Below are 20,675 nucleotides of genomic sequence, written 5' to 3' on the forward strand. Positions count from 1 at the left end.
CTACTTATATGAAGAAAATACTAATTTTATTTACCTTACTCATTAGTTCTTTCCTACTACAAGCTCAAAATATAGTAGACTCAACGAACCATGTCGTAGACCTCGGTCAAAAAGACATGAGTCTTGTCAGAGATTTAGTGAGACTTGGGGATAGTCTATTCTACCAATTACATCAACCTGATGAAGCTTTTAAATATTATTTCGGTGCTTATGATTATATCAGTGAAGAACCTGGAATCAATAAGAAAATTGGGGAATGCTATTTAGCTTCGATTACTGAAGAAAAATCAGATGGAATTACCTATCTCAAAAAAGCCTTAGCCATCGAAGGAGATACTGCATCTTCTGATCTATATTTTAATATTGCAACTACTCTACACTACAACGCTTTATTTGATGAAGCGACTGAATATTATGAAAAGAGTATAAAGGGAAGTGATAAAGTAGAAGTGATTGAAAAGAGAATCAAGGAATGCATCTTTGGCAAAGAATTTTATTCTTCACCCAAACAGCATGTTATTATCAAGAACTTAGGCCCATTAGTGAACTCAAAATATGCAGATTTCTGCCCATTAGTTGATGCTGTGGAAGATGATCTCTACTTCACAACAAGAAGACATGAGTTTAGAACTGATAATCCGGATATTCAAACCCATTTATGGGAAAATATATATCACAGTCACCGCAAAGATTACTCTCACTGGAGTAGTCCTGTACCGCTCCCTAATCCTGTAAATCATGATCATCATACAGCAACAGTATCAATCAGTATGGATGGATCTGAAATGATCTTATTTAGAAGTGGAGATCTGTATATTTCTTACTCACAACAAGACACCATTTGGTCAAAACCTAAGAAACTTCCCAATCAAATCAATAGTATTTTTGTTGAAACATCCGCTTGTCTCAACTACCAAATGGATACTCTGTACTTTGTTAGCAATGATGAGTTTTCTACAATTGGCGGGCTTGATATCTACATGTCGATAAAAGATAGGAATGGCAAATGGGGTACTGCTAGAAATTTAGGAGCTATGATTAACACTCCTTACGATGAAGAAGGGGTTGCCTTATCTAGAGATGGAAATACACTTTATTTTAGCTCAAGAGGACATGACACCATGGGTGGGTACGATGTTTTTAAATCTACAAAAGATTTTCAAGGAAATTGGTCCACTCCGGAAAACCTAGGTTACCCGATTAATTCTCCATATGATGATGTCTACTTTATGATACGTAGTAATGGAAGACATGCTTATTACTCTTCTTCAAGACAAGGAGGTTATGGGGAAAAAGACATTTATCGCATCTCTATCTTAGATGAAGACAAACCTCTATCACTCGATAGAAAAGAAATCGATTTTCTACTCTTAAACAAAGACTCGCTTCAACATAAAAAACATCCAACTCATGTTGATCATTTAAAAGAGGTAAAACAACAAACTTTAGATGCTACAACTGATTTATTAAAAACTCTTATGCTACATGCGCAGTTATCTTCAAAAGATTCTGTTAATCAAATAGAATAACGTCAATAATTTCAACTGAAAAGTAGTACGTAACAGGTAAGTTGTTATTTTTGCATCTCAAATTGAAAAATTATGATTTACATTAATAGAAGAGAGTTTTTCAACGCAGCTCACAAACTTTACAATCCTAACTGGACGAAAGAACAAAACGAGGAGTTTTTTGGGCCGTGCGCAAATGAAAACTGGCATGGGCATAACTTTGAAATGGTGATCACTGTAAAAGGTGAGCCTGATCCAAATACAGGATATGTGATGAATATGAAAGACTTGGGAAAAATTGCCAAAGAACATATCATCGATAAAGTGGATCATAAAAACTTAAACATGGATGTTGATTTTCTGAAAGGAAAAATGACAAGCTGTGAAACTTTGGCTACTGAATTTTGGAAGATCTTAGCACCAAAAGTAAAAGAATTTGCACCTAACGCTCAACTTCATTGTATCGAGTTGCATGAAACTAGAAAGAACTTTGTTCGCTATTATGGTGAATAATTATTCTTAAAGAAATATCCAAAGGATGCTTTTTACAGGCATCCTTTTTTTATTTCCTTTACCTTTATAGCTTTGTTATATATCTTGGTAGAACAATTCCACACACACTAAACTCATTTATGAAGTATTATCTAATAGCAGGAGAAAAATCTGGAGATTTACATGCCTCCAACCTAATGAAAGAGCTTCTTTCAAAAGATCCAGAAGCTGAATTCCGTTTTTGGGGAGGAGAAGAAATGCAGAAGGTGGGTGGAACAATGATACATCACTACTCTGAAATCTCTTTTATGGGTTTTTTAGAAGTAGCAAAAAACCTCTTGACAATTAGACGATACATGAATGAGTGTAAGAAAGATATCTTATGCTGGAAACCTGATGTAGTTATATTAGTAGACTTTTCAGGCTTTAATCTGAAAATTGCCAAGTATTTAAAACCAAGAGGCACAAAAGTATTTTATTACATTTCTCCAAAAGTTTGGGCTTGGAACCAAAGCAGAGCGAAAAGAATAAGAAATGTTGTCGACCGTATGTTTGTGATTATGCATTTTGAAAAAGCATTTTACAAAAAATACGATTACGATGTAGATTATGTAGGTAATCCTCTTTTCGATGCCATAAAACAATTTACACCTTCTCCTACCTTCTTTGAGGACAATCAACTAGATCCAAATAAAAAGATTATTGCTATTCTTCCAGGAAGTAGGTATCAAGAAGTAAGTATGATATTAAAGACCATGCTTACTATTATCCCAAAATACAATAAAGAAGAGTACCAATTTATTGTAGCTGGCGTTGAACACCTGCCTGCAGAATTATATAAAGAAGTGCAAGACCTTGGTGTAAAGTTATTATTCAATCAAACATATGATATATTGGATAAAGCTACTTCTGCGGTAGTTACTTCAGGTACAGCAACTCTTGAAACAGCATTGTTTGAAGTTCCTCAAGTGGTATGCTACCGAACTAGCCCTGTGACTTACAATATTATTAAAGCATTAATCAAGGTTCGTTTTATCTCACTTGTCAATCTAATTGCGGACAAAGAAGTGGTTAGAGAATTGATTCAAAACGACTTTACTACTGAAAATCTAGATAAAGAACTTCAATATACAATCACTTCAAAAAGAGAGAAGATCTTATCAGATTACAAAGAAATGAAAGATAAAATTGATACAGAAGGCACTTCAAAAAAAGCAGCATCACTCATGTATCAATATTTAACAGAAGGAATACCAGAACAGAAGTTCTAAATAAAAAAGCCGATTGACTTAAATATCAATCGGCTTTTTTATTATCTCATCGTTCTTCTCTCTAATTCCGAACGATCAATAATTTTATACTTTGAAGGTATCTTAAAAGGCATCTTCTGTTGTTCTTCCTTTATTTCAATCTTTGAAAAATCAATCGCAACAGTTATTTCTTTCTTTAATTCTTCTTTTGACTCACCAGATCCAATAAAAACATTGGTTTTATGTGGTGCGATTTGATCAGATTCTTCTGAGAGAACCTTAAAATCGGTATAATCAACAACAGCAAGCTTATCATCTTTCTTAAAATTGACAATAATCTCTTCTAACTTCTGATTACTTCTCCCGACCAAAGCCAGCAAAGTTAGCATCTTGTTCTTCTGAGTTAGTGAAAACATATCTTCCTCAACTCTCACTTTTGCATTATCTGCTATTCTTGAAGGCATATCACCCGTAAAAATAGACTGTAGCAGATCATAATCTATCTTTGACCCTAACAGGATCGCAACATCATCATAACTTAAGGTGTAGGCTTCTTTCCCCAACTTATCCAATGCAAATACACTATCCTTGGTAGCAAGAACTCTTAGTCCTTCAATTTTTGCTACTCGCATAGACATCCACATACGTTTATCCTTTTCAATTCTAGTATCAATGGCTACTTTAAGATCCTTTTGGGGTGAATCAAATTCTAACTTCCCTTTGGTTGATAAATAAGTGTAGTCTAGATTTCTTACATCTAAAGTAGACGCTTTACCATCACTAGAAACTCCTGTATTTTTTTTAGCACAAGATGAAATCAGAATGATAATAGAAAAGGATAAATATAATGTGTTTTTAAAATTCACTGTTTTAATTTCTTTTGAGAGGAAATAGCTAATACATATCGTATCAATAACTACTTTCCTTATTTATAAAGTTCAAAAAAAGGCAATTGAGTCATTACCCAATTGCCTTCTAATATAATCAATTTATGATTAGAGCTTTGCTAAAGCTTCTTCTAATGCTTTGATTTTGTCTTCAGCATCTTGTTGCTTCTGACGTTCTTTTGCTACTACAGCATCTGGTGCATTGGCAACAAATCTCTCATTAGAAAGTTTCTTTTGTACAGATTTAATAAAACCTTTAGTGTACTCAAGCTCTTTTGCTAACTTCTCTTTCTCTGCCTCTACATCGATTTGATCTGCTAAGTCGATGAAACATTTATCAGATTTGTAAACAAACTGAGTTGCTCCTTCTACTTCAGAATCTACCATTTTTAGAGACTCTAGGTTTGCCAACTTCGTAATGATACCACCGAAACGATCGTAAACAGTAGAATCAGAAGCTAAAACTGACATTGGAAGAGGTACTTTAGGTCCAATTTGGTTCTTGTTACGAACGTTTCTCACTTGTGAGATAATTTCGAAAGCAGCAGTAGCTTGTTCCAATAATGTTTTGTCGAAAGACTCAACAGTTGGGTAATCCGCAACTACTAAAGCATCTTCTGTTTCTCTTTCACGCACTGCATGCCAGATTTCTTCTGTTAAGAATGGCATGAATGGATGTAAAAGTCTAACGATCTTCTCAAAGAAATTGATTGTCGCTTCTAATGTCGCCTTATCGATTGGAGAACCGTACTCTGGTTTCACCATCTCTAAATACCACGAACAGAAGTCGTCCCATACCAATTTGTACACTGACATTAATGAGTCAGACAATCTATATTTCTCGTAGTTCGCTTCTACATCTTCCAATACTTGATTGAAACGAGATTCGAACCAATCGATCGCAATTTTATTTGATTCAGGCTGTGCTTCTTCACTTACTTCTAGACCTTTTACTAAACGTAAAGCATTCCAGATTTTATTAGCGAAGTTACGACCTTGCTCACATAATTTCTCATCGAAAAGTAAGTCGTTACCTGCAGCTGCAGACAATAACAAACCAACACGAACACCATCAGCACCATATACTTTCATTAAGTCCAAAGGATCAGGTGAATTACCTAATGACTTCGACATTTTACGGCCTTGGTTGTCACGAACCAAACCAGTTAAGTATACGTTTTTGAATGGCAATTCGCCTTTCCACTCATATCCTGCGATGATCATACGAGCAACCCAGAAGAATAAGATATCTGGACCTGTAACTAAATCATCTGTTGGATAGTAATAGTTAATTTCCTCGTTTTCAGGTTTTGTAATACCATCAAACACAGAGATTGGCCATAACCAAGAAGAGAACCAAGTATCCAATACATCCTCGTCTTGAGAAAGTTGGTCGATTGTGATATCAGCATCAATTTTCTGAGCCTCTACCAATGCCTCTTCTGCAGTTTCTGCTACCACAAACTCACCGTTAGGAAGGTAGAAAGCAGGAATTCTTTGTCCCCACCATAACTGACGTGAAATACACCAGTCTTTTACATTTTCCATCCAGTGACGGTACGTATTCTTGAACTTTGCAGGATGTAATTGAATATTATCATTCATTACATTCTCCAATGCAGGCTTAGAAATTTCTTTCATTGATACGAACCATTGTGTTGAGATTCTTGGTTCGATCACTGCACCTGTTCTTTCAGATGTACCAACTTTATTTTGAAGCTCTTCTACTTTAACTAAGTTTCCTGAAGCTTCTAGATCTTTAACGATTTCCTTACGAACAACAAAACGATCTTTACCAGCGTATTGAGCACCCGCTTTAGCGTTAATCGATCCGTCTTCTTCGATAATATCAATTACTTCCAAGTTATGTTTTAAACCTAACTCGTAGTCATTGATATCGTGAGCAGGAGTTACTTTTAAACAACCTGTACCGAATTCAATATCTACATAATCATCACCAAATACAGGAATTTCTCTGTTAGTAGTTGGTACGATTACTTTTTCACCAATCAAATGCTTGAAGCGCTCATCGTTAGGATTCACACAAACACCAGCATCTGCAGGAATAGTTTCAGGACGAGTAGTTGCAATAGTTACAAACTCACCTTCTTTTCCTACGATTGGGTATTGTACATAATATAATTTAGAGTTTACCTCTTTGTGGATTACCTCCTCATCTGATAAAGCTGTTTTCCCTGCCGGATCCCAGTTTACCATTCTTGCTCCACGGTATACCCATCCTTTTTTGTAAAGGTCGACGAATACTTTGATAACTGCTTTCGAAAGCTCATCTTCCATTGTGAAACGAGTACGGTCCCAATCACAAGAAGCGCCCAATTTCTGCAATTGGTTCAAGATGATTCCACCATATTTCTCTTTCCACTCGAAAGCATACTTCATAAACTCATCACGAGAAATATCAGATTTACTAATACCGTGCTCGTCCTTTAACATCTTTACTACTTTTGCTTCTGTAGCAATCGATGCATGGTCAGTACCTGGTACCCAACAAGCTTCGTAACCTCTCATTCTTGCACGACGGACCAAGACATCTTGAATTGTGTTATTCAACATGTGACCCATATGCAACACCCCTGTCACGTTTGGTGGCGGGATGACGACGGTGAATGGCTTCTTATCAGGGTTTGGCTCAGAATGAAAAAATTTGTTCTCTAACCAGAACTGATACCATTTGTCCTCTACATCATGAGGATTGTACTTAGTCGCAAGCTCCATTGCTTTGATTTAAAGTTTCAGAAACAAAAAATAATAAATGCACAAAATTGAGGACACTATGCCTCAAATTGCGAAGTGCAAATTTAATACTATAATTAAGAATAAGGAATTCTGATTTGATAAATGAAGATCCTTCTTGAAAAGATTATTCAAAAGACACTCATTATCAACACCTTTGATATCCAACTTAGAATTTTAATATTATCAAATAGGCTATTATTCAGCGTAATATCACTATTCAGTGTCTATTACTAACTCTTCTACATTCTGGTAAGTAATTTCAAGAAGCTTTTTCCTAGCCTCTTTACTTGCCCATGCAATATGAGGTGAAAACAATACTTTTTTCTTATTATTAATTGAATAAAACACACTGTCTTTACTCATAGGTTCTTTCTCAAAAACATCAACACAAGCCCCTGATATTTCATTATTATTTAATGCATTAACCAAAGCCTTTTCATTAACGATTCCTCCTCGTCCAGTATTCAATAAAACAGCAGAAGGTTTCATTTGTGATAATTCATTTTCATCAACAAAATTCTTAGTCTTGTCATTTAAAGGAGAATGAATCGAAATAATATCACAAGTTTTGAAGAGAGTATCTTTGTCTACTAATTGGTATCGTTTATCTCTGGCAATTCCTGAAGTTGAATAATAAACTACTTCTGCTCCAAAAGCAGTTGCAATTTCTGCTACACGAGTACCAATATTACCTAAACCAATAATACCAAAACGTTTGTTATTCAGTTCAGAAAAACTATTTCCAATCCAAGTAAACGACTGTCCATCACTATAGCTACCTGACTTCACAAAGTCGTCATATTCTTGTATATTATTAAGTAAAGAAAGTAACATTGCAAATGTCTGTTGGGCCACACTTTCCGAGGAATAGTTGACTGCATTTTTTACTTGAATACCTATATTTTTTGCTGCTTCCAAGTCAACATTATTAGTGCCTGTCGCAGTAATCGCGATTAATTTCAGTTGTGATGATGCCTTCATCACCTCTTCTGTAATCACTACTTTATTGGTTACAATGACATGAGCATACTCTACCCTATCTAGTAATTGTGCAGCTGTAGTACTATCATAAAATGTCACATCACCTAACTTACTAAAGGTGTCTAATTGTGGTTTAACATCACTGCCTAATGTTTCTGTATCTAAAAAAACGATCTTCATACTCTTGATTAAATTTTCGTCAAAAATACAAGATTTTTAAACAGTGAGAGAGTAAATTCAAAGAATGAAAATAATCGTTGAAGAAAATATCCCACTTGGACAAGAAAAGTTATGGGAAGTAATAACCCATATCGACCATTTGCATCAATGGTTCTTTAAAGAAGTCCAATCGTTCCAATTAGAAATAGGTTTTACAACTGTATTTGATGTGCAATCAAATACTAGAACATTTCCTCATAGATGGGAAGTTATTGATATTAACAGAGACACTTCATATACATTAAAATGGGAATACGATGGTTATATAGGAACGTCTACGCTTCAATTTTCAATTAAAGCTGTTTCAAACCAAGAAAGTATAATTACTGTAATAGCTGATGGTATTGACTCTTTTCCTCAAGATATTGAAGAATTCAAACCAGAAAGCTGCAGAGCAGGATGGAATTATTTCATTAAAGAACGGCTTAAACCGTACACCATTACATTAAAATAAAAGATATAAATAGAACGATAAGATGATCAATTTCATAACTTGCATATCAATCAAAAAATATCAAAAATGAAAGTTACAAGTTGGAGAAAATTAGATAATATCTGGAAAGAGATCATTTTATTGAGCATCAAGGTTCAAGAAGAAAATATAGAACATTCTAAAGTCATTAGTCTACTCCAAAACACGCAATCTGCTTCAGAAACTTATACAAAATTATTTGATGAAGATTTAGTAATTAATGATTGGCCTGACTTTACATTCTTTAATCGATTATTACCTCTTGAAAAGATCTTTGCTTGTTACTTACCTATTGAAGAAATTGACCCAATCATCTATTTCCCATTAACAAAAGTAGCTCATTTTGAAGGTACAGAAGTATTCGATCTAGACCCGCTTATACTCACATCTTCCCTTCAAGAATTATATCTAGACAATACTTATGTAGATGATTTAGTGCAAGTAATGAATTTGCCCCTTAAAAAATTAAGCCTAAAGGGTTTAAATATCGAACAATCTCAATTGGAGACCGTTTTATTAAGACAACCAAATTGTGAAATTATAGCATAATAAGATGAGTAAAAAAGTAATTCTATTTGACGGAATTTGTAATCTATGCGATAAGAGTGTTCAATTTATTATAAAACATGAAAAAGAGAACACTTTCCAATTTGCGTCCTTACAGTCACCTGAAGGTAAAGAATTATTGAAATGCTACAATTTACCTATTGATTATACAGGAAGCATCGTATTAATTACTCATAACAATGCCTATTTAAAGTCTGAAGCTGCTTTAAAAATCGCTAAAGATTTACGTACACCATGGAATATATTTCGCTTTGGTACAATATTTCCTATGTGGTTCACAGATTCATTTTACGATCTGATTGCTAAAAACAGGTATAAAATCTTTGGCAAGAAGAGCGACAGTTGTGACTTACTTCAACAAAATAAGAAATATAAAGGGAGTTCTGCTTCCTCTAACACAATATGAAGTGATTTCAGACGTAATTAAATTAGACACTAACATATTTAGTTAATAAAGATGATCCCAACATATATTAAAAAAAATATTCTGCTTCTAACACTATTGTGTGCAGCAACCGTTTCTAATGCTCAATCTACATTGAATATGGAATGGTGGAATGGTTTAGACAAATACTGGAAGGGAATATTCACTTCACAGATCATGTGGGACCAAGACGACATGACTGCTGAAGGATTACAAAAAATTGAAGCACTTACTGCTATTAACGCTTCAGGTTATGATGACTTTGGTGATGAAAGAATTGTAACCAGCCTTGAACCTATTGCCCAGTTAACCGCTTTAGAAGATGTTGATATTTCTTATACTCGAGTAAAAGATCTATCTCCTCTAAAAAATATGCACCATCTTAAGCGTCTAAATCTAGCATTTACCAGAGTTAATGACCTTACAGCTTTAGACCATTCGATGACTATTCATGAATTGTTTTTATCTGGAACTAGAGTAAAAACTTTAGCACCAATAGCAAACATTCCTCTTGAAAGCTTAGATCTCTTCCAAAATAAGTCATTTGAAGATTGGGCATCTATTTCCGCTTTCAGGAAAACATTAAAGATGTTGGCTTTAGATGAAACTAAAGTAGAAGACCTTTCTTTCCTTAAGAAAATGAAGAAGCTTGAGGAATTAAAGTTGTCATATACTAATGTCAGCGATATAAGTAGTCTTAAAAAATTAAAGTCACTTACTTATCTTCAATTGCAAAAAACTAAGGTTACAGACCTAAGTTCTCTTAATAAATTGAAGAATATAGAACATTTAAATATTTCGAATACTGAAATAATAGATATTGCATCAGTGGGTGCATTAAAAAATCTTCATACATTTTATTTCTCAGATAGCAAGGTTAAAGATATTACTCCTTTAGCTCAGACGTTATCGATGAATGAACTTACTTTCTCAAATACTCCTGTTAGTGATCTTACACCACTTTCAGATCTACAAAAATTAAGTATTCTGATTATCACAGGGTCACAAGTAAGTAATTTAGCTCCATTAGATGGGGTAACTTCCCTTTCAATTATTTATTTCAGAGATGCACAGGTGTCTCCTGATGATGTAAATAAATTTAAAGAGAAGCATCCGAATATAGAAACAGATTATTTTTAGCACCTGTTCTTTACATAAAAGGCCTTAAATGTCTTATTTCTTCTTATATAATTCACCCAGACTTAATATTTTATGGACTGTTATTTGGGTAAGAGAAGAAATAAGACTTTTTTTGCACTTGGATTTAAATTTAACCTTCCTAGTCCAGTGAGTGAAGTAATTAAACACGAGTGTGGCATTGCAATGCTACGCCTGCGAAAACCGCTCTCATACTTTATTGAGAAATACGGTACGCCTACTTACGCAATCAGTAAGATGTATTTATTGATGGAAAAGCAGCGTAACCGTGGTCAAGACGGTGCTGGTATCGCCAGTATTAAATTAGGTATGAAGCCTGGCAAACCTTTCATTGATAGAGCTCGTTCTGTTGAAGCTGATCCCATCAACGACGTCTTCAAGAAGGTAGGCAAAAAACTAAACAAACTAAGCAAAGACTCAGAGAAATATCTCGACGCAGATTATCTAAGAGCGAACACTCCATTTGTCGGTGATGTTTACATGGGTCACCTTCGTTACGGTACTCACGGTAACAACACTATCAATCACTGTCACCCTTTCATGAGAAATAACAACTGGCGCTCTCGTCAATTGATCATGGCTGGCAACTTTAATATGACTAACGTTGATGAATTGTTTGACAGGTTAGTTGAATTAGGGCAGCATCCCAAAGAAAATGTGGATACTGTGACAGTAATGGAGAAAATTGGTCACTTCTTGGATTTAGAAGTTCAAGATCTTTTCGTAAAGTACAATCAGACAAACTTAACTAACATTGAGATTTCTGAGAAAATCGAAGAAGAACTTGATCTTGGACGCGTATTATCTCGCTCTTGCAAAGATTTTGATGGTGGTTATGCCTTAATGGGCTTAACTGGTTTTGGTGGCGGATTCGTTGCCAGAGATGCAAACGGTATTCGTCCTGCATACTATTATGCAGATGATGAAATCGTTGTGGTTGCATCAGAAAAAACAGCGATCAAAACTGCCTTCAATGCTGATTACAGCAAGATTCAGGAGATCAACCCTGGACATGCTTTAATCATTGACAAGTTTGCCAACTACAAAGAAGTAAAATACATAGAACCTTCTGAAAAGAAATCTTGTAGCTTCGAAAGAATTTATTTCTCAAGAGGAACAGATCCTAGTATCTACTCTGAAAGAAAAATGTTAGGAAAACTATTAGTTCCTAAGGTTCTTGAGGCTATAGATTACGATCTTAAAAACACTGTCTTCTCATACATACCAAATACAGCTGAAACTGCATTCCTTGGTATGATGTCAGGTATTGATCAATATCTTGTTCAGAAGCGTTTAGAAGCTATCGAAAGTGGTGTAAGTGGAGAAGAATTAGAACGTCTAATGTCGTTCAGACCTCGCCATGAAAAACTCGTTATCAAAGATGTAAAAGCTAGAACTTTTATTGCTGATGATACAATGAGAGATGACATGGTTGCCCATGTTTATGACACAACTTTCGAAGTGATCAAAAAGCAAGTTGATACTTTAGTTGTCATCGATGATTCAATTGTTCGTGGTACTACTCTAGAAAAATCTATCATTCAGATGTTAGATCGTTTAGAGCCAAAACGTATCATCGTTGTATCTTCAGCTCCTCAGATTAGATATCCTGACTGCTACGGCATCAATATGTCTAAAATGAAAGAGTTTGTGGCGTTTAGAGCAATGATCAACCTAATCAAAAGAAATGGTCAGGAAGATCTTATGGATGAGATTTACTATCGTTGTAAATCTGCTCTTCGCAAATCTGAAAAGATGGACACAAACTTTGTTCAACAGCTTTATGATCAGTTCACTAATGAGCAAATTTCAGATGAGATTGCTAACATTATTAAGCAACATCATATTAAAGCTGAAGTGAAAGTGATTTTCCAAACAGTAGATAACCTACATGAAGCTTGTCCTCAACACCTTGGAGACTGGTACTTTACAGGAGACTTCCCTACTCAGGGTGGTATGAAAGTAGCTAATAGAGCTTTCGTAAACTACATGGAAGGAAAAGACGGTAGAGCATACTAATTGATTTAATCATCAATTTTTAAAATATTAAAAGGCTTTTGGAAAACATTTTCCTTAAGCCTTTTATTTTTACACTATGAAAGAAAGAATTTTACTCCCTAATATTCGATATATTCATGGCTTTCGAAATAAAGAAGATCGTTTGATTCATCGAGCCTATAACGATTTCTTTTTCAAAGTTTATGATTTACAGAGTGTACAGGATCAAACCAAATTCAAAATGGGCTTTAGTGCTGCTCTCACCCATGTGATCATGAATGCAGAACAGCTTAATGATGAGGATGATATCCTTAACATCATCAATAGTCACTTTCCTGAGAATGAAGCAGATTTCTTTATTGAAGAAGTAGAACTGAAGTTCTCTGATGAAGATTTATTGATGTTAACGCTTCATTACAATCAGAAATTAGACACTAAAGCTATTGCTATCCGAATTGGTAAAAGCGAAAGTGATACGAAAGAAAGAATCGAGAAGATTTCAAGAATGTGGGCTCAAGATATGTCTCTAGAAGAATATTTAACTCAAATTGAAAAGAGAAACATATTCAAAAGAATCAGTGAATTCATGATACCAATTGCTCCTTCTCACCGTAAGAAAATTAAGAAACCTACTGTTGGTGAAATCAAAAAAGTGGAAGAGACATTTTGGCAAAAAGTATTGCGATTTATTAGCTAATTCTCTATCCCAATATATCTTGTAAAAGAATAAAGCTCCCTATATAAAAACTTAGGGAGCTTTATTTATTATAAAAAAGGAATTACTTTCCTTCTTTGTTTCTTAGTTCAACAACATGGTCAGACATGCGTTTACATAACTGATGTATTTCAGCTGCCATTTTTTCATCACCTGTTGCGTTCATGATGTTTTGAGCAATACCACCCATAGCATCAATATAGAAAAACTTCAGTTCTTCTACAGTCATCTCCTTACCCCACAAACCAATACGTAAAGTTTCTTTACGCTCGTGGTCCCAGATGTTTAAATCAAAAGCTCGTGTTTCTTGTAAGCCTTGCTCACCAGAATCATCTGCCTTCCAGAAAATCTTTTCCGGAATATTCTGATCATCCAATTCTACCTTAACACGAATCTGTGACTCTTTCATATGATTAATTTTGTTTGGCTATACCTTCTTTGATAATTCATGCAAAGTTGCATAATTTCAAGGAATAAACACAACTTTCCACAAAACAGATTTATACATGCTACAAAGATTTGTTAGAATGTCATTTCAAGAGGAACACATAAAGACCTTCAAAGAGCTATTTAGCGAAGTTCAACCTAAAATCAAAGAATTTGAAGGCTGTCATTCAGTTCAACTACTACAAGATAGTACTGATAAAAAAGTCTTTATGACTTTCTCTGTCTGGGATTCAGAAGATGCTTTAAATAATTACAGGGAATCAGACTTTTTTAAAGCTACTTGGAGAAAGACTAAGGTACTATTCAAGCAAAAGCCTGAAGCCTTTTCTATGAATATCATTCAATAAAAAAAGAAGTCATAAGTATATGACTTCTTTCTAATATATCTTTTTAAGTGATTAACTTAATCTCCGAAATATTCTGTCCCAGCCTCTGGAGTTTCAAAAATCACTACTTTGTATAAGGCAGGTAATGAAGTCTTAATTTTGTTCCAAACCCACATTGAAATTACTTCTGATGTCGGGTTTTCTAAACCTTCCACCTCGTTAAGGAAATTATGATCTAGAATTTTCCAAATTGGCATAGCCACCTCATCTATCTCATTGAAATCAATTACCCATTCATAAGGCATTACTAATTCGCCGTCAAAATGTAATTCCATTTTCCAAGAGTGTCCATGTATTCTTCTACAAGGATGTCCCTCAGGCATATTTGGTAAAAAGTGTGCAGCTTCGAAAGTATAGGATTTAAATATCTTCATGGTGTTTTTGCATCAAATGTAAAATTCATGCAAAAGTAGAAGATTGATTTTTCTCTAATGAAGGATTTTAAACACCAATTCTTTAAGATTTTCGTCATCAGATAATGATGCTCTAATCCCTTTGGCCTTTAAATCGGCATCTTGAAGGTGTTCTATTATCGTAAGTACTTTTAGTTTCGGGTAATTTGTAGCGGCTATTTTATAATCTTTAACGAAATAAGGGTTAACACCCAAAAGTTTAGATAGTGATTGATCATTTTGAGAATAGTTCTCATGTACTACCAGTATTTTTGAGAAATAGGTAAACAAGGTCCCTACTACAAGAATAAAAGGATTGCTTTTAGCATTTTCATTGAAATACATCACAATTCTATTGGCTTTCAAAACATCCTTAACACCTAATGCATTTTGTAATTCAAATACATTATATTCTCTGCTAATTCCTATATGCTTTGAAATTAACGATTCTGTGATTTCTGTTTCCTCATTATAATTTAACATCAATTTCTCCAATTCATTAGAGATTCTCGTTAAATCATTGCCTATATATTCAGCAATCATATTGACTGCTCGATCTTTAATCTTATAATTTTTCTCTTTACAAAAAGTCTTTATCCAACCAGGAATCTTATTATCGTAAAGCTTTTTAGTATCTAAAAGAACAGCATTTTTATCGACTGCTTTTTTTGCAGCACCTCTTCCGTCTAATTTCTTATTTTTAAGACAAATCACCAACACTGTAGTTGGAACTGGGGTTGTTGCATATTGTGCGAACATTTCCTGACTTGACTTTCTATTTAAATCTGGAAGATCTTGACCTTCTTTTACAATAATAACCTGACGCATAGCCATCATTGGAAAGCGTCTTGCACTTTCTAATACTTGTACTAACGTTGTATCTTTACCGTAAAGAATAGTCTGATTGAAACTTTTCTCAGCATCAGTTAAGGCATTCTTTTCTACGTATGAGGCAATTTGATCAATAAAAAAAGGCTCATCACCTTGCAATACATACAAAGGAGAAAAGTTACCTTCTTTCATCTTATTCAAGATAGAATCTGCCGTAAATGCCATAAAAAAGTTTGTTCTTAATTGTGAAAAATTTCGTGGTGCAATTTAGATGTTGAAAAAGGAAAAGAAAAGTATTACTTAGTGTTTATCATCAATAAAAACAAAGAAGAATAAAAAATAAGAATTATTCACCAGGTTGCACTAGAATTCCATATTCAATTACCTTTTCTTCAATAACAGTCCCTATTTCATTAAAACCATTATAATAGGTCGGGTCCAATATAAACACAACATATACTTTAGTATCTCCAGTTTGACTTGTCTGTGTTTCCCAATCAATCACAGATGGGTTTGAACCACTTTCATTACTAGCTATCCAAGCTTCAATATTTGCTTGTTTTTCTTCATCGGTATCCCCTTCTATAGTCTCGTAATATATTGGGTTAGCTTCACAAGGATCATTACCAAAAAATGGGTTTCTCACTCGTTGTCCATTTCCTAAAGTAATCACCTCTTTATTTATATTCTCCGCCTGACAATATGGATTACCTAAGAGTTCTGCATCATCACTACGTAATTCATAGTACTTCCTCTTGACATCTCTATATTCAGAATAGACTTTACCAATATCTTTCGCGTAAACTACATTCTTTTTCTCCTCAGATTTAGTGACTTCATTTTCAATATCAATCTCTGTAATCTGAGCTGTATTTGTAAAATTCTTATCATCAAAAGCGAAGAACCTACCAATAGATTTAGCAGTATATCTTAAATCAAAACCTGAAGGACTTGTCGAACCTTGGTTATTGAACGCATTTTGATCCCATTGAAGCCTATCGTAAATAGGGTTAACTAACTTAATATAGGGAATACCATTCTCGTACCTGATAATGTTATTGTCTCTATAAGTAACTGCCCAAACGGAATCCAAAACCCACTCTTGATTTTCATCACTCCTTTTATAGCGTTGTAATCGATGGTTAGTATGACCAAACCCGTCTTCATAAGGCTTATCTATTCTTTCCATCAATTGGATTGAATTTTCATAGATAATGCCATCATCTCGGTCTGAACTATCTTGATCAATCAGAATACTATCTATCTCATACGTAATGTACCACCCTTCTTCTATTGGATAATATTGGCTTCCATCAGAAAAATTTGGTCCTTGAAAATCATTTTGAGAACAAGATAAAAGAACCACAAGAAAAAATATGAATAAGGATAATTGGCGAATAACAGTCATTTCTTTGATTGATTATTTAAGTAAATATATAAAAAAAACCCTACCAAATAGTAGGGTTTAAGATACTTCTGATAAAAGTATTTATATAAATAAACTTAAAGTCTATTAAATGAAAGGGTTCTTTTCTCTGTGATCAGCAAGATCTTGGAATTCACCTTCTAACTCAGCTAAACGACCTTCTTCAGGTGTATTTGAAGCTTTTGTTTTAGAGAAAGGAACAGTTTGTGGAATAAAGTCACCATAACCATCATCCTCAGCACCTGGCTTAGAATAATCGTATGGCCAACGATATACAACTGGAAGTGGACCAGGCCAGTTACCGTGACCAGGAACTCTTGGAGTTGTCCACTCTAATGTATTAGACTTCCATGGGTTCAATGGAGCAATTCTACCTCTAAACATACTCCAGAAGAAGTTGAATACGAAAATAAATTGACCTGTTACTGTAACAATCGCTGCAATTGAAATAAAAGTATTTAAATCAGCAAAAGTTGAGAACGCATCGAAGTTTGTGAATGAGTAGTATCTTCTTGGGAAACCTGCGATACCAATGTAGTGCATTGGGAAGAATACCATATAAGCACCTAAGAACGTTAACCAGAAGTGAACATAACCTAAAGCTGTATTCATCATTCTACCAAACATTTTTGGGAACCAGTGGTAAACACCAGCCATCATACCAAAGAATGCTGCAGAACCCATTACTAAGTGGAAGTGAGCTACTACAAAGTAAGTATCATGAAGTTGGATATCTAAAGCAGAGTTACCAAGGATAATACCTGTTACACCACCTGAGATAAATAATGATACTAAACCAATTGAGAACAACATTGCTGGAGTAAATACGATATTACCTCTAAATAATGTTGTGATATAGTTGAATGCCTTTACCGCAGATGGAACTGCAATAATCAGCGTCAAGAACATAAAGATCGTTCCTAAGAATGGGTTCATACCAGATACGAACATGTGGTGTGCCCATACAATAAATGAAAGGAACGCAATACCTAACATTGAACCAATCATCGCTCTGTAACCAAAGATAGGCTTTCTTGAGTTTGTAGAAATAACTTCTGAAGTTAAACCTAAGGCTGGTAATAATACGATATATACCTCAGGGTGACCTAAGAACCAGAATAAGTGTTGGAATAAGATTGGGCTACCACCTGAATGAGATAATAACTCACCTTGGATATAAATGTCAGATAAATAGAAAGAAGTACCAAAACTACGATCAAACACTAATAAAAGTGCTGCTGCAAAAAGTACAGGGAACGATAACACACCGATGATCGCTGTAATAAAGAACGACCAGATAGTAAGAGGAAGCTTTGCAAATGACATACCTGCAGCTCTCAAGTTAATTGTCGTTGCGATATAGTTGATAGATCCTAATAATGACGATGCAATAAAGAATACCATTGACACTAACCATAATGTCATACCTGTACCAGAACCTGATACTGCTTGAGGTAATGCTGATAATGGAGGATAAATTACCCAACCACCAGAAGCAGGACCTGTAGAGATGAACAATGATGCTAACATGATTACTGATGCTAGTGCAAATAACCAGTACGATAACATGTTCATAAATCCTGATGCCATATCACGAGCACCAATTTGTAAAGGAATCAAGAAGTTGGAGAAAGTACCACTTAATCCAGCTGTTAATACGAAGAATACCATAATGGTACCATGCATCGTTACTGCAGCTAAATAAAAAGTTGTATCCATTTTACCAGACTCAGTGATCCAATCACCTAAAAGAGGTCTTAACCACTCTAAGTTAGCTTCCGGGAAACCTAACTGAATACGGAATAATAATGATAAACCACCACCAATGATGGCCCAAAGAATACCTGAAATAAGGTATTGTTTAGCAATTACTTTATGGTCGTAAGAGAACACATAGTTTGTCCAGAAATTGCCATGGTGATCATGGTGATCATCATGACCCACTGCGTTATGTTCTACGTCTAATACTACGCTTGCCATGTCTATGATTCTTTATAGTTATTTCGTTGTATCTAAATTTAGTTTGCTTGAGCTACGCTATCTTTCGACTTCTTAGCTTCCCACTCAGCCATATAGTCAGGATTTTTCTCTAACCAAGGCTTTTGCTTTTGTAACCAAGCATCATACTCCTTTTGCGTTACGATCTTAACAATCTTACGCATACCAAAGTGACCGTATCCACAAACTTCTGTACAAGCTAATTCGTAATTAAATTTAGCATTGTTAGTTTTCTTACGCATCTCCTCAGTAGTAATTGTTGGAGTAAACTTAAAGCGTGTTGGCATACCTGGCACGGCATCCATCTTCACTCTAAAGTGAGGTAAGAATACAGAGTGAATTACATCAATTGCTCTAATCTTCAATTCCACCTCTTTACCTACTGGTAAAACGATTTCACGAGCCATAAAGTCATCTGTAGCATTCACATCATCAAAGTCCACACCCATTGAGTTAGTATTATCGATATTTGCCACATCGTACTTACCCAATTTTAAATCTTTACCTGGGTAGCGAATCTCCCATGCAAATTGTTTACCCATTAATTCAACTTGGATTGCATCGTCATGTGCAGGTGCTGTGATGTCAGACCACGCTCTCCAACCGAAGATTACAAGTACTGCCATTACAATTGCAGGAACTGCTGTCCAAGCAATTTCCAACATATCGTTATGTGGATAATAGTGAGCTTTTCTTTTCTCCGAATGTTGAAAGAAAAATGGGAAAGTGAACAGAAGAATGTGTGTTAATGCAAATGCAGCAAACACAATTCCTAACGTAATGTTAAATAGTGAGTCTGTTTCTTTACCATGGATTGATGCAGCTTCAGGAAGGAAATACTGTGAGGCGTCGTTATACGACCAGTAAATCAAGCCAAACCCTACTACCAATAAAATTGGAAAAATAGCAGCGTTTATCTTATTACTTGATGAAACTTTTTTTTCATCTCCTTTAGCAATCCCTACTAAAGTGATAATTCGATAAACCAAAGCCAATACAGCTATGATTAATATCGCACCCGTGGCAAAAAGTAAAGCCGTTGTCATACCTTCTTAATAGTGTGTAGTTTGTGATATACTTTTTTATAGTGACAATTTGATCGTCGAAATTGTTTTATGTGAAGTTCAGTTCGCATAAAAATTCTCTCAAATATATTAAAGAAAATTGGTATTGATGATAAATATCATGCTTTTTTGATGACTAAATTCGATATTTTATAAAAAGGGCATGAATATCAAGAAGATAAAAACAAAAAAGTCACTTTTTTAGTAAGTGACTTTGATTACTTCAATACCTGCTTTTCTTAATAAATCCAACCCTGAAGTATCCCTATATTCTCTTTTATAATAGAACTTAACTATACCTGCTTGTATGATAAGTTTTGCACATCCAAAACAACAACTATCCGTACAATAAATACTTGCTCCATCTGTAGAATAAGTGGACTTCGCTGCCTTAGTAATCGCATTAGCTTCGGCATGTAATACTTCCTCTTTTGTTTTAAGCACAACTGTCTTCTCACCTGTCTCTTCGTTAGAAGACTCTAATTCAAACTCACAAGCATTATCAAATCCTTTTGGTGTACCGTTATACCCCATAGATATAATATTGCCATTCTTAACAATTATAGCTCCCACTTTCAAGCGTACACATCTACTTAACTCTGCAATAGATTCTGCACATCGCATAAAAGCAATATCAAATTCTTGACCTCGACTCATGACAAAAAGTTTTACGTCTGACGTTAAAAAATTACGATTGTAAAAA

General features: G+C 34.7%; 20 protein-coding genes. 10 read left to right on the forward strand and 10 right to left on the reverse strand.

The window, feature by feature from the left end; all coding sequences use genetic code 11:
• Positions 1-8 precede the first annotated feature (8 nt).
• The 3 genes from HGP29_RS23605 (at position 9) to lpxB (ending at position 3,271) form a co-directional block, all read left to right on the forward strand.
• The gene (locus HGP29_RS23605; RefSeq protein ID WP_168884923.1) at positions 9-1,529 is read left to right on the forward strand and encodes a PD40 domain-containing protein; all 1,521 of its coding nucleotides are present in this window, start codon (positions 9-11) and stop codon (positions 1,527-1,529) included.
• Between the two features lie 72 nt (positions 1,530-1,601).
• Positions 1,602-2,021 (forward strand): 6-pyruvoyl trahydropterin synthase family protein, encoded by a 420-nt coding sequence (locus HGP29_RS23610; protein ID WP_168884924.1) that lies wholly within the window; start codon positions 1,602-1,604, stop codon positions 2,019-2,021.
• A 119-nt stretch (positions 2,022-2,140) separates the two neighbouring features.
• Positions 2,141-3,271 carry a lipid-A-disaccharide synthase gene (gene lpxB, locus HGP29_RS23615; protein ID WP_168884925.1) on the forward strand — a complete coding sequence of 377 codons (1,131 nt, stop codon included), beginning with the start codon at positions 2,141-2,143 and terminating at the stop codon, positions 3,269-3,271.
• A 41-nt stretch (positions 3,272-3,312) separates the two neighbouring features.
• Here the strand turns inward: lpxB and HGP29_RS23620 are convergent, their stop codons facing one another.
• From HGP29_RS23620 to HGP29_RS23630, 3 genes are all read right to left on the reverse strand, one after another.
• Entirely contained in the window at positions 3,313-4,116 is an 804-nt protein-coding gene (locus tag HGP29_RS23620; protein WP_168884926.1) for a DUF4292 domain-containing protein, read from the reverse strand.
• 129 nt (positions 4,117-4,245) lie between these two features.
• Positions 4,246-6,873 (reverse strand): valine--tRNA ligase, encoded by a 2,628-nt coding sequence (locus HGP29_RS23625; protein WP_168884927.1) that lies wholly within the window; start codon positions 6,871-6,873, stop codon positions 4,246-4,248.
• Positions 6,874-7,107: 234 nt separating this feature from the next.
• Positions 7,108-8,055: a D-2-hydroxyacid dehydrogenase gene (locus HGP29_RS23630; RefSeq protein ID WP_168884928.1), complete on the reverse strand. Its 948-nt coding sequence runs from the start codon at positions 8,053-8,055 to the stop codon at positions 7,108-7,110.
• A 64-nt stretch (positions 8,056-8,119) separates the two neighbouring features.
• Here HGP29_RS23630 and HGP29_RS23635 point away from each other — a divergent pair, with 64 nt between their 5' ends.
• From HGP29_RS23635 to HGP29_RS23660, 6 genes are all read left to right on the forward strand, one after another.
• Complete coding sequence (locus tag HGP29_RS23635; protein ID WP_168884929.1) at positions 8,120-8,548, forward strand: SRPBCC family protein; 429 nt, start codon at positions 8,120-8,122, stop codon at positions 8,546-8,548.
• Positions 8,549-8,614: 66 nt separating this feature from the next.
• Complete coding sequence (locus HGP29_RS23640; protein WP_168884930.1) at positions 8,615-9,115, forward strand: hypothetical protein; 501 nt, start codon at positions 8,615-8,617, stop codon at positions 9,113-9,115.
• A gap of 4 nt (positions 9,116-9,119) precedes the next feature.
• Positions 9,120-9,539 carry a thiol-disulfide oxidoreductase DCC family protein gene (locus HGP29_RS23645; protein ID WP_168884931.1) on the forward strand — a complete coding sequence of 140 codons (420 nt, stop codon included), beginning with the start codon at positions 9,120-9,122 and terminating at the stop codon, positions 9,537-9,539.
• 51 nt (positions 9,540-9,590) lie between these two features.
• Positions 9,591-10,697, forward strand: coding sequence for a leucine-rich repeat domain-containing protein (locus HGP29_RS23650; protein WP_168884932.1), 1,107 nt, complete (start codon positions 9,591-9,593; stop codon positions 10,695-10,697).
• Between the two features lie 147 nt (positions 10,698-10,844).
• Positions 10,845-12,734, forward strand: coding sequence for an amidophosphoribosyltransferase (locus HGP29_RS23655; protein ID WP_168884988.1), 1,890 nt, complete (start codon positions 10,845-10,847; stop codon positions 12,732-12,734).
• Between the two features lie 76 nt (positions 12,735-12,810).
• A complete protein-coding gene (locus tag HGP29_RS23660; RefSeq protein WP_168884933.1) occupies positions 12,811-13,410 on the forward strand; it encodes a hypothetical protein in 600 nt (199 codons plus the stop codon).
• Positions 13,411-13,492: 82 nt separating this feature from the next.
• On the opposite strand, the gene gldC is transcribed toward HGP29_RS23660, so the two are convergent.
• A complete protein-coding gene (gene gldC / locus HGP29_RS23665; protein WP_168884934.1) occupies positions 13,493-13,837 on the reverse strand; it encodes a gliding motility protein GldC in 345 nt (114 codons plus the stop codon).
• Positions 13,838-13,934: 97 nt separating this feature from the next.
• Here gldC and HGP29_RS23670 point away from each other — a divergent pair, with 97 nt between their 5' ends.
• Entirely contained in the window at positions 13,935-14,222 is a 288-nt protein-coding gene (locus HGP29_RS23670; protein ID WP_168884935.1) for a putative quinol monooxygenase, read from the forward strand.
• A 56-nt stretch (positions 14,223-14,278) separates the two neighbouring features.
• On the opposite strand, the gene queD is transcribed toward HGP29_RS23670, so the two are convergent.
• The 6 genes from queD to HGP29_RS23700 all read right to left on the reverse strand — a co-directional run bounded on the left by queD (position 14,279) and on the right by HGP29_RS23700 (position 20,629).
• The gene (gene queD, locus HGP29_RS23675; RefSeq protein ID WP_168884936.1) at positions 14,279-14,635 is read right to left on the reverse strand and encodes a 6-carboxytetrahydropterin synthase QueD; all 357 of its coding nucleotides are present in this window, start codon (positions 14,633-14,635) and stop codon (positions 14,279-14,281) included.
• Positions 14,636-14,689: 54 nt separating this feature from the next.
• Positions 14,690-15,709: a DNA polymerase III subunit delta gene (gene holA, locus HGP29_RS23680; protein ID WP_168884937.1), complete on the reverse strand. Its 1,020-nt coding sequence runs from the start codon at positions 15,707-15,709 to the stop codon at positions 14,690-14,692.
• Between the two features lie 121 nt (positions 15,710-15,830).
• On the reverse strand, positions 15,831-16,892 hold the full coding sequence (locus HGP29_RS23685; RefSeq protein ID WP_168884938.1) for a hypothetical protein: 1,062 nt from the start codon (positions 16,890-16,892) through the stop codon (positions 15,831-15,833).
• A 105-nt stretch (positions 16,893-16,997) separates the two neighbouring features.
• Positions 16,998-18,890: a cytochrome c oxidase subunit I gene (locus HGP29_RS23690; RefSeq protein ID WP_168884939.1), complete on the reverse strand. Its 1,893-nt coding sequence runs from the start codon at positions 18,888-18,890 to the stop codon at positions 16,998-17,000.
• A gap of 38 nt (positions 18,891-18,928) precedes the next feature.
• The gene (locus HGP29_RS23695) at positions 18,929-19,954 is read right to left on the reverse strand and encodes a cytochrome c oxidase subunit II (RefSeq protein ID WP_168884940.1); all 1,026 of its coding nucleotides are present in this window, start codon (positions 19,952-19,954) and stop codon (positions 18,929-18,931) included.
• Between the two features lie 219 nt (positions 19,955-20,173).
• Positions 20,174-20,629, reverse strand: coding sequence for a deoxycytidylate deaminase (locus HGP29_RS23700; RefSeq protein ID WP_168884941.1), 456 nt, complete (start codon positions 20,627-20,629; stop codon positions 20,174-20,176).
• Positions 20,630-20,675: the final 46 nt, after the last annotated feature.

The organism is Flammeovirga agarivorans (assembly GCF_012641475.1).
GTDB classification, from domain to species: domain Bacteria; phylum Bacteroidota; class Bacteroidia; order Cytophagales; family Flammeovirgaceae; genus Flammeovirga; species Flammeovirga agarivorans.

Bases quoted from the DNA above. Each gene is read 5' to 3' on its own strand.
- HGP29_RS23660 (WP_168884933.1), top strand. From the start codon at position 12,811: ATGAAAGAAAGAATTTTACTCCCTAATATTCGATATATTCATGGCTTT.
- HGP29_RS23685 (WP_168884938.1), bottom strand. From the start codon at position 16,892: ATGACTGTTATTCGCCAATTATCCTTATTCATATTTTTTCTTGTGGTT.
- gldC (WP_168884934.1), bottom strand. From the start codon at position 13,837: ATGAAAGAGTCACAGATTCGTGTTAAGGTAGAATTGGATGATCAGAAT.
- HGP29_RS23700 (WP_168884941.1), bottom strand. From the start codon at position 20,629: ATGAGTCGAGGTCAAGAATTTGATATTGCTTTTATGCGATGTGCAGAA.
- HGP29_RS23610 (WP_168884924.1), top strand. From the start codon at position 1,602: ATGATTTACATTAATAGAAGAGAGTTTTTCAACGCAGCTCACAAACTT.
- HGP29_RS23630 (WP_168884928.1), bottom strand. From the start codon at position 8,055: ATGAAGATCGTTTTTTTAGATACAGAAACATTAGGCAGTGATGTTAAA.
- HGP29_RS23635 (WP_168884929.1), top strand. From the start codon at position 8,120: ATGAAAATAATCGTTGAAGAAAATATCCCACTTGGACAAGAAAAGTTA.
- lpxB (WP_168884925.1), top strand. From the start codon at position 2,141: ATGAAGTATTATCTAATAGCAGGAGAAAAATCTGGAGATTTACATGCC.
- HGP29_RS23690 (WP_168884939.1), bottom strand. From the start codon at position 18,890: ATGGCAAGCGTAGTATTAGACGTAGAACATAACGCAGTGGGTCATGAT.
- HGP29_RS23640 (WP_168884930.1), top strand. From the start codon at position 8,615: ATGAAAGTTACAAGTTGGAGAAAATTAGATAATATCTGGAAAGAGATC.
- queD (WP_168884936.1), bottom strand. From the start codon at position 14,635: ATGAAGATATTTAAATCCTATACTTTCGAAGCTGCACACTTTTTACCA.
- HGP29_RS23695 (WP_168884940.1), bottom strand. From the start codon at position 19,954: ATGACAACGGCTTTACTTTTTGCCACGGGTGCGATATTAATCATAGCT.
- HGP29_RS23625 (WP_168884927.1), bottom strand. From the start codon at position 6,873: ATGGAGCTTGCGACTAAGTACAATCCTCATGATGTAGAGGACAAATGG.
- HGP29_RS23605 (WP_168884923.1), top strand. From the start codon at position 9: ATGAAGAAAATACTAATTTTATTTACCTTACTCATTAGTTCTTTCCTA.
- HGP29_RS23670 (WP_168884935.1), top strand. From the start codon at position 13,935: ATGCTACAAAGATTTGTTAGAATGTCATTTCAAGAGGAACACATAAAG.
- HGP29_RS23650 (WP_168884932.1), top strand. From the start codon at position 9,591: ATGATCCCAACATATATTAAAAAAAATATTCTGCTTCTAACACTATTG.
- holA (WP_168884937.1), bottom strand. From the start codon at position 15,709: ATGGCATTTACGGCAGATTCTATCTTGAATAAGATGAAAGAAGGTAAC.
- HGP29_RS23645 (WP_168884931.1), top strand. From the start codon at position 9,120: ATGAGTAAAAAAGTAATTCTATTTGACGGAATTTGTAATCTATGCGAT.